The sequence below is a fragment of the Acinetobacter sp. NBRC 110496 genome, from assembly GCF_000876115.1.
Lineage (GTDB): Bacteria > Pseudomonadota > Gammaproteobacteria > Pseudomonadales > Moraxellaceae > Acinetobacter.
Map to the genome: position 1 here is coordinate 42,297 of NZ_BBTF01000030.1, position 8,277 is coordinate 50,573.

Below are 8,277 nucleotides of genomic sequence, written 5' to 3' on the forward strand. Positions count from 1 at the left end.
TTGCGCGTGGCAATTTAGCCAAACGGTAAAATATTTACCAATCTCACGTAAATAAATTGTTTTTCCTTATATACACCCAGTGAATACGGTGTTTTCACATTTATCACATGCTGGCTCACAGCATGGAATCAAAATTTAATTTAAATCTAAACCATAACATCTTGTGGTGATGGGCCTATTTTTCTTGTTGAAACATGGGACGAACCTGAGTTGGTTATTTTTGTGAATAAAACATGATGACGAATAATCAGAACATGACGTTAAACCGTATAACGCTCATGTTTCCTTTAGCTTTGGTGCTATTCGAATTTTCAGTTTATATCGGTAATGACTTGATTCAGCCTGCGATGTTGTCGATTACAGAACAATTTTCTGTAAGTGCAACCTGGGCACCCTCGTCAATGTCATTTTATTTATTAGGTGGTGCCAGCGTGGCATGGCTACTTGGACCGCTTTCAGATCGTCTTGGGCGTAAAAAAGTACTCTTGGCCGGTGTGGCATTTTTTACCCTTTGCTGCCTACTGATTTTACTGACCCATAATATTGAACAGTTCCTGACACTGCGTTTCTTGCAAGGGATGGGGCTGAGCGTTATTTCTGCGGTGGGTTATGCCGCAATTCAAGAAAGCTTTGAAGAACGTGATGCCATTAAGGTTATGGCACTGATGGCAAATATTTCCTTGTTGGCACCTTTACTTGGCCCTGTATTGGGTGCATTTCTGATTGATTATGTGTCATGGCATTGGGGCTTTGTTGCCATTGCTGCCGTATCCTTTATCAGTTGGTTTGGTTTAAAGAAATTTATGCCGTCAATGCAGGAAAGCCGAAAGCAACCCAAACAGCCTTTTAGTCATATTTTTGATGACTTTAAAAAGGTATTTAGCAATAGCCGTTTCTTGGGTTTAAGTATTGCTTTACCTTTGGTGGGGATGCCATTGATGTTATGGATTGCCTTATCACCGATCATTTTGGTCGATGAGCTAAAGCTCAGCAGCGTGCAATATGGCTTGGCGCAGTTCCCTGTGTTCTTTGGCCTGATTGCCGGCAATATCATCCTGATCAAGATCATTGATCGTTTCCCTCTTGGTAAAACCATTCTGCTTGGTTTGCCGATTATGTTATTGGGTACGGTCTTCTTGGTGTTGGGCGTGATCTGGCAAGCTTATCTGGTACCTTGTCTGTTGATTGGTATGACTTTAGTGAGCTTGGGCGAGGGGATTAGTTTCTCGGTGATGTATCGCTTTGCCTTGATGTCTTCTGAAGTGTCCAAAGGAACAGTCGCAGCGGCAGTCTCGATGTTGATGATGGTCAGTTATTTTGTCGTGATTGAATTGGTTCGGGTGCTGTATACCCATTTCCATATCTGGGCGTTTGCTTTAGCCAGTCTGGTTTTGATCGTATTCTGGTTTAGCTCGCCACGCCATGCCTTGAAACAGCATATGCTGGCACGTCAGCAAGACGGGCTGAATTAAGCTTAGATTTATAGGGTTTATTTAGCTTGAGTTTAATGAAATTCATTTCCAACATTTGCGATGAGAGTAATCCTAACGGTGTCGTCCCGAGCTCTCACCTTAGTTTAGGATAAACCACTGCGTCTTGCTCTTCAGCTGAAATATATTTCAACCTCGTTCAGGTTCGACCTGCTTTTCTTTCGGGATGAGGAGCGTAGCTGCGCAAGGGTAACCATCTTGCGCAGCTTTAGCGCTGCTCATCTGCAAAACCTATTCACTTCTTTCACCTGAAGAATAGTATTGAAAAAACAGTATATTATAGATATTCCGCAGATTGCAGATGACACTTCCGAGTATCATATTTTTAGCTGATTTCAGTTTTACTTGCACTCACTACGCTCACTTAATTTCTAAGCTGAGCAGTTTATTTTTTAATAGCACGAATTCAGGCAGAGTTTCGAGTAAAAGGCTCATTTGTTTTAACAACAAGGGGTGCTGTTTAGAGATCTGCTCTTGCAGATTCAACACTTCAATTTCTTTCAGCAAGTGTTCCACCTGATGCTGTGGAACGGGCGCTTGTTCGATCAAGCTTTGCTTGAGTAGTTCCTCAATTTTATCTAGCAATTGGAGCAGTTTCTGATCTTCGATTTTTTCCCGTTGATGTCCCAAGGCAGAAACATAGCTGAGTTGGCTATGGCTATAGACCAAATAGCGAAATGCATGTTGAATGAGTTCTTGATTGGGCTGAGGTTCGGTACTTAGACTGGAGATCATATTGGAGAGTTCGATTTGCGCATTATGTGCGGCACGCCGCGTGCTTCGGTATTCCAGATCGAGTTGGCGTCCTTGGTGATATTGTTGTACTACCACATGCAGATAATCGAGTGTGGTTTGATTATTTTTCTTGATGTTGCTGGAGATATTGCGGAAATTCCAGTCTGGCCAGATAAAATTAACGGCGAGCCATGCAATGGCGCAGCCAATCAAGGTATCGATAATACGTGGCAGGATAATACTAAAACCAGCCCCTTTTAAATTAAAAATCAATAACACCATCAAGGTGGCCATGACGGTGGCGAGTGCATATTTCTTCTGTCTTAAATAGAAAAAGGAGACCCCACACAGCACGGTCAGGACTAACTGACCTTCAATACTCGGTACAAAATAAAGAATTGGAATCCCCAATAGTACTCCGAGTAAGGTACCGATAGTTCTTAGTTTAAGACGGCTTTTGGTGGCAAAGTAGGTAATCTGGCAGACAAATAAGCTGGTGAGTAAAATCCAGTAGCCATTCTGGGCAAAAGGTAATAAGGAAATGGCATAACCAATTGCAAAGATCACTGCTAAACGGACCGCATGGCGGAACAGGGCGGATTGCGGACTGAGTTGCTGTTTGATTTTTAAAAGCAGATCCTGCGCACCCTGAATATCATCATCAAGTAAATTGAGATGGTCGTGATGTTGCTGTGGAGAGCGTTGTTCCATATTTTGATTAAGTTGTAGCTGGGCAAACTGCTCATGCACACTGTTTAAATTGTTGAAGATCAGTTCCAGATTTTTAACTTCGAGATTGTGGGGATGTTGTTGCACCCAGTCACGCATCGACAATTCTAAATGGTGCAACGCTTTACGGGCAGACTCACGCGGCTGATAGCTCTGATGCTGTAAAATTGCTTGGCTTAAATCGTGGCAGGCCAAGGCTTGCAACTGCATATTTTTTTGAATGCGAAAAATCAGATCACTGCGGCTAAAGTTCTGGTGAATTTTTTCATAATGCAGATAGCTGGAGGTGACCTGTTCATGCATGTCTTGAGCAAAATAATATAAATTCAGCCAATAAATGCTGGTGCTATTAACCCGAGAGGCTTTTAAACGGGTCAGTAAGGAGGTTTTCGCTTGATTCAGGCTGCTGACCACTTGGCTATTTTTCTGCGAAAGCTCGAACAGCAACGTTTCGACATTATCAAGATTATCAGGGTCGAATAAACGTGCTTTGGTGTGTAGTAATTCAGCAAGCTCCTGAAAAATCGTTGCAATCTTCTCTTGCAGGGGCAAGGTGGGACGAATCAAAAAAAATAAAATGGAGCTGAATCCATACCATAAAGCACCCAAAACAAAATAACTCGGTTGCTGATACCAATGTGGATACTCCCCCAAGCCAAACATGGTATAGATCGACAATAGAATTGTGCCAAAGGAAATCGTGGCATAGCGCTGTCCTAGTGCACCCATCAAAATCAAGGCTGCACTGGAGAGGCTGAGATAGACAATAAACCAGAATTTATACGGGGCGAGAAACTCTAAAATGGTACTGACCGTAAAAAACAGTACGCAGACATAGATCAGGTTACGTAAACGAATGCTGAGACGATCATCAAAATCGGTCAGTGCGGCCGCAATTGCACCTAAGGTCACAGGCACAATTAACGACCCAAATCCGAAATGATGTAAACCGAGTGTTGTACCAGACAGGACTATAAAAATCTGTACGCAATAAAGCAGAATCGAATTGGAGCGAAAGCGATTGAAGAGGACAGAAAAATTTTTCACGATTGTTATTCTTTGAAATGTTCTGGTTTCATCATACGAATAAATTTCCCAAAGGAAAGCATTGTTCCCCCGCAACAGGCACTATTTTTAGCATCAATATGGGCATGATCTTTCAAATAAGAGATAAGATGCAAAATTCATGCTCAGTTATATTTTGTTGTTGTGAGATGAGCAAAGAACTAAAACTGGCTAAAAACAGAGTAACTGTGGATAACTCGGAAGATACCCACAGTATTGAAATTACTTAATCACACCGCAGGCAATGCGGTCACCGCCGCCACCTAAAGGTTTGGGTGTATCTGAATAATTATCTCCACCGACATGGATCATAATGGCACGGTTCTGAATATCCGCTAGTTTTAAACGGGGTGCAATCACAGGTGTGGTTGCAAAGCCTTTTTCATTCACGACCAATACAGGTAAATCGCCTAAGTGCCCATTTTCAGGTGTGCCATGATGCGCCACTTTTTCAGGATTTAAGTGGCTGCCTGCTGCCAAGGCGGCTCCCATTTTGCCATCTTTTAACGCAGCTTCACAGGATGGATTTTCATGGATGTGAAAACCGTGTTCGCCTGGTGAAAGTTTCCAAAGTGCAGGGGTGATCAATAAACCTTTCGGTGTTTGTTGAAATGCAACCGTTCCAATTGAAGCACCTACACCATTGGCATCGACTTGATAGACTTGGATTAATTGTTTCTGATCGCTCGTATGCGTTTTGGTCTGAATTTTAGCTGCGTTATCATCTAAAGTAACTGACGAGCAGGCTGCGACACTTAAGCTGAGACAGCCCAGTAGAGAAATTTTTTGAAGCATTGAAGTCATGGCGAAGATATCCTTATAAATTATCTTTATCGGACGATTCAAACAAAGTCCAGGATATCCCACAAGCCAAGTTAATCAATTGATGACAAAAGATTAAACAAAATAAACTTACTTGCTGTCTGGTGGTGCTTCCAAGACGGCAACAGCTTCCTCGACATTTTCATGCAGCCATTCCCGCCAGATGGCCAATAAAATGGCTAGAATGACAGGGCCAACGAATAAACCGACCAAGCCAAAACTGGCAATCCCACCCAGTACGCCAAACATAATCAGTAGGAACGGGATTTGAGTTGCGCCAGAAATCACCAATGGGCGAATCACATTATCTGAGGTACTTACAATACAGATGCCCCATACAATAACACCAATGGCTTCTACGGTTTGGCCTTGAGCAAATAGCCATAAGCCCACTCCTAAATAGGATACCGGGGTTCCAAATGGAATCAGCGCTAAGATAAAGGTCACGATGGTCAAGAGCATCGGATTCGGAACACCCGCGACAAAGTAGCTGAGGCCCGCCAAAATTGCTTGGGCAACTGCAGTTAAGCCAACACCATAAACGACGGCACGGGTTGTTTCAGAAATGGTATCTAGATAATGATGTACACGCGGACCAATCACCATTTCCATCGCTCGACTGACCTGCGATAAAATCATTTGCCCGTCACGATAAAAAAAGAACAGCGTCATGATGGCAAAAGTGAGTTTGACCAGATTACGGCTAATTTCACTCAGTACAAAACGGCCATAACTCAAATGGCTTTGTATCCATTCGCCGATATTTTTAGTAATACTATTAGGATCATTACTCAGTTCATTGACTGTACGACTGATGTCTTGACCAATAATCGGCAGGTTTTTGATAAACTCAGGTACTTGAATGTGCCCTGAAAATAATTGTCTTTGTAAATTAAGATATAAGTTACGACCTTCTAGTTGCAGCATGAAAATGGCACAAACAAAAGGAATTCCAATCACTAAAATCACCAGACTGATCATGATGCTGGCATTCAGTGTTGGACGGTTTTCTCCAAAAAAACGACGTTGTACCCATAAGTAAGCGGGCCAGGTCATATAGGCAATAATGGCAGCCCAAAGGACGGGAACAATAAAATATTTGAGAATACTAAATCCCAAAAAGAGCAGGACAAAGAATAGTCCAAACAGCAAAACGCGTTGTAATATGGGAGCGTATTGTTGCACCATAGTATGTCTCTAGTGCTGGAAATTGAATGAAACCATCTTAACTGAAAAAGCAATTGAGGGAAATTTTCATTTCCCGATTTTAAGATTTGTGATCAAAATATTACGTTTCTTTGCAAAGCCTAAAACCACTCGCTTGGATCATCAACCAACTGGTTTAAAATGGGCTGCCATTGACTCTGAATGCTGACAAAGTTTTTCTGGGTTTTATCAAATATGCTGAGACCTTGCATGGCTAAAGAGCCATAAGCACTGCGTTCGGAAATCCACGCCACAGGATCTTGCTCAATTTTGCTAAAGAAGTCTTGAATGTCTTTGGAACTGGCACTATTCGGCTTGACCCGATTGGCAATCAACAGAATTTGTACTTTACCTTTACGAATACGTTTGATGTCTTGTAAATGCTTCAGGAAGCGGCGAGTACTGTCGATATCGAAAAACGAGGGTTGTAGTGGTGTCACAATGGCGTGCGCTTCACTGACCAATTGCTCGGCATGTTCACCTGAGAGTGCACCTGGCGCATCGATAATTAAATAATCTAAATTTTTGGGTGCTTCACCAATGGATTTTTCATGTCGCCAATCCAGGCTCTGAATACCTGTAACTGTTTCAGGACGTTGCTTTAACCATTGCAAAGATGATTTTTGGTTGTCAGCATCTGCCAGCGCAACTTTATATCCTTTTTGGGATAAAGCGGTAGCGAGTGTAATAGCGGTCATAGTCTTGCCACAGCCACCTTTTTGATTTGCGATTAATATTGTCTTCATGTACTTAGATTTATTTAGCAGGCTCTCGTATTCATCTATACCTTAGCATCTTTTTAGAACAAGTGTGTTACACATGACAAAAGTTTAATGTTGCAGTTAAATAGCAGCACGGAAGAACAGGAAGGTCGATATGTCGGTTTGGTTGGCGATGCTGATTGGTGGTTGTATAGGTGTCGTGATCACCACAATTATTTTATCCAGCACCCGTAATGGGCGGATTCAGGCTGAATATGAAAAATATATCGCCGAACTTGAACTTGAGCATAAACAAGCCTTGCTTGATGCCCAGAAGCGCAGCGTCAATACCAGTCGCGCAGTATTAAAAGGTAAAATGGCGGAGCAGTTTGCACCAATCCTGCCTCAATTCCAGTATTTACCCAGTGATGCCAAATTCTTGGGAGATCCCGTCGACTATGTTGTTTTTGATGGTTATACCGACTTCCGCGATGGCGATGGTAGCGCAGAAGACATAGAAGTGATTTTACTGGATATTAAAAGTGGTGGCGCGCGCTTAAGCAAAGGGCAGCAGGCCATTGCCCAAGCCGTTAATGAAGGACGTATTCGATTTGAAACGCTTCGAATTGATTTTGAAGATTAAGCTACAAGTTGTAATTTTTGTACTCGGGCCAGTAACATTTTTTGGGCCAGCACTGGAATTCCTGCAGCATCAAAATATTCTTTTTCGATAAATCTGAATTTGGCCTGTAGGAGATGGCGCTCCATATCCCGATTCAGGTGGCAGCCGTCGGCAATACGTTTTTGAATTGGCGTCAAGAGTGTTTGTAAAGATTGTATTTTGGCTGAGTTTGGATGTTTGACATGCTCAACCAAATGAAAACTGCCAGTCGGCTTTAATACCCGATAAATTTCAGCCAACGCTTGATCCAGTTGTTCAATACTACACAGTGTCCATGTTGAAACGACATGATCGAGCGAGGCATCGGCAAAAGGAAGCTTCTCGGCACTGGCTTGCACATGCTTTACGAAGAATGGGGCATGTTGAACCCGTTCAAGTGCCAGATGATAAATATCAGGATTAGGTTCCACCGCATAAAGCGTATCAACATTACCATAAAAAGCAATATTCAGACCTGTCCCAAAGCCGATCTCGAGTACGTCGCCTTCAATCGGCAGCAGGAGTTCGCGCCGTCGATCCATCAAACTGGCAGTTTGCATGACTTGGTTCAGTAAATGCGGAAATACGCGACGTTGATAAAATTGGTAAATCATAGTGATCCATGTGTGGATTCAAATGAGCAATACAAAATTTACACCACAAAAACATGACCAAAGTGGGTTTGATTGTTACCAAAAAAAGCACTTTTTTTCACCATCTAAGCATACTATGAAGAGAAATGATTTTCTAAGTTTTTGGTTATAGTTTGAGGATGATTGAGCCATGAAAAAACGTCTATGGATGAGTTTATGCATGGTTGCTGCAATTGGGCAGACACATGCATCAACGGGTCAGGCAGAATATAATA

General features: G+C 42.4%; 7 protein-coding genes. 2 read left to right on the forward strand and 5 right to left on the reverse strand.

The features are described 5' to 3' along the window. The first annotated feature begins 236 nt into the window (after nt 1–236). The gene (locus Aba26S_RS14130) at nt 237–1,472 is read left to right on the forward strand and encodes an MFS transporter (RefSeq protein ID WP_370538962.1); all 1,236 of its coding nucleotides are present in this window, start codon (nt 237–239) and stop codon (nt 1,470–1,472) included. Between the two features lie 378 nt (nt 1,473–1,850). Here the strand turns inward: Aba26S_RS14130 and yccS are convergent, their stop codons facing one another. From yccS to Aba26S_RS14150, 4 genes are all read right to left on the reverse strand, one after another. Then, nucleotides 1,851–4,001 (reverse strand): YccS family putative transporter, encoded by a 2,151-nt coding sequence (gene yccS / locus Aba26S_RS14135; RefSeq protein WP_043972870.1) that lies wholly within the window; start codon nt 3,999–4,001, stop codon nt 1,851–1,853. A gap of 240 nt (nt 4,002–4,241) precedes the next feature. After that, nucleotides 4,242–4,823: a superoxide dismutase family protein gene (sodC, locus tag Aba26S_RS14140; RefSeq protein ID WP_043972872.1), complete on the reverse strand. Its 582-nt coding sequence runs from the start codon at nt 4,821–4,823 to the stop codon at nt 4,242–4,244. Nucleotides 4,824–4,931: 108 nt separating this feature from the next. Beyond that, the gene (locus Aba26S_RS14145) at nt 4,932–6,026 is read right to left on the reverse strand and encodes an AI-2E family transporter (protein ID WP_043972889.1); all 1,095 of its coding nucleotides are present in this window, start codon (nt 6,024–6,026) and stop codon (nt 4,932–4,934) included. 122 nt (nt 6,027–6,148) lie between these two features. Beyond that, nucleotides 6,149–6,793: a ParA family protein gene (locus Aba26S_RS14150; protein WP_043972874.1), complete on the reverse strand. Its 645-nt coding sequence runs from the start codon at nt 6,791–6,793 to the stop codon at nt 6,149–6,151. Nucleotides 6,794–6,923: 130 nt separating this feature from the next. On the opposite strand from Aba26S_RS14150, the gene Aba26S_RS14155 reads away from it, so the two are divergent. Beyond that, on the forward strand, nt 6,924–7,391 hold the full coding sequence (locus Aba26S_RS14155; protein ID WP_005238469.1) for a Holliday junction resolvase-like protein: 468 nt from the start codon (nt 6,924–6,926) through the stop codon (nt 7,389–7,391). Here the strand turns inward: Aba26S_RS14155 and Aba26S_RS14160 are convergent. Beyond that, nucleotides 7,388–8,023: a class I SAM-dependent methyltransferase gene (locus Aba26S_RS14160; protein WP_043972876.1), complete on the reverse strand. Its 636-nt coding sequence runs from the start codon at nt 8,021–8,023 to the stop codon at nt 7,388–7,390. The genes Aba26S_RS14155 and Aba26S_RS14160 overlap by 4 nt on opposite strands. Nucleotides 8,024–8,277: the final 254 nt, after the last annotated feature.